Here is a 567-nt window from a genome sequence, read left to right on the forward strand (position 1 = left end):
AGGCGGCGAGCGGGGCCGTCGTCAACCGGGCCACCTCGCCCACGGTGAGCGCGACGCCGTCGATGGGCGGGAGCGAACCACCTCCGTCGAGGCCGACCCGAGCCATCAGCCGGCGCTCACGGCACGACGCCACGCGCCACGCGTGTCGATGACCTGCGAGCCGGCACGCGGGCTCCGCCGCGCCGCCTCCGCGCGGAACTGGGTGTGGTCGACGAGCAGGACCACGACGTCGGCGTGGCCCAGCGCCTCGTCGAGGTCGACCAGCTCGACACGATCCCGCGCCGCGAGCTCGGCGGGAAGCTCGGCGATGTGCGGCTCGACCACGCTGATCACCGCATGCGGGAGCCGGTCGGCGATCCGGGCGACGATCCGCCGGGCCGGCGACTCACGGAGGTCGTCGATGTCGGGCTTGAAGGAGAGCCCCAGCGCCGCGATCCGTGGCTCGGCGAACGGCAGCGCGGCCTCGACGACCTTGTCCACCACCAGCCCCGGCTTGGCGTCGTTCACCTCGCGCGCGGTGCGGATGAGGCGCGCCTCCTGCGGGGCGGCGTCCACGATGAACCACGG

The 567-nt window shown here is 74.4% G+C and carries 1 protein-coding gene; it reads right to left on the bottom strand.

Annotation, left to right across the window (positions count from 1 at the left end; all coding sequences use genetic code 11):
• Positions 1–105: 105 nt before the first annotated feature.
• On the bottom strand, positions 106–567 hold a 462-nt coding region (locus G3I71_RS46015), incomplete at its 5' end, for a UDP binding domain-containing protein (RefSeq protein WP_275409435.1).

The sequence above is a fragment of the Streptomyces sp. SID12501 genome, assembly GCF_010550245.1.
Lineage (GTDB): Bacteria > Actinomycetota > Actinomycetes > Streptomycetales > Streptomycetaceae > Streptomyces.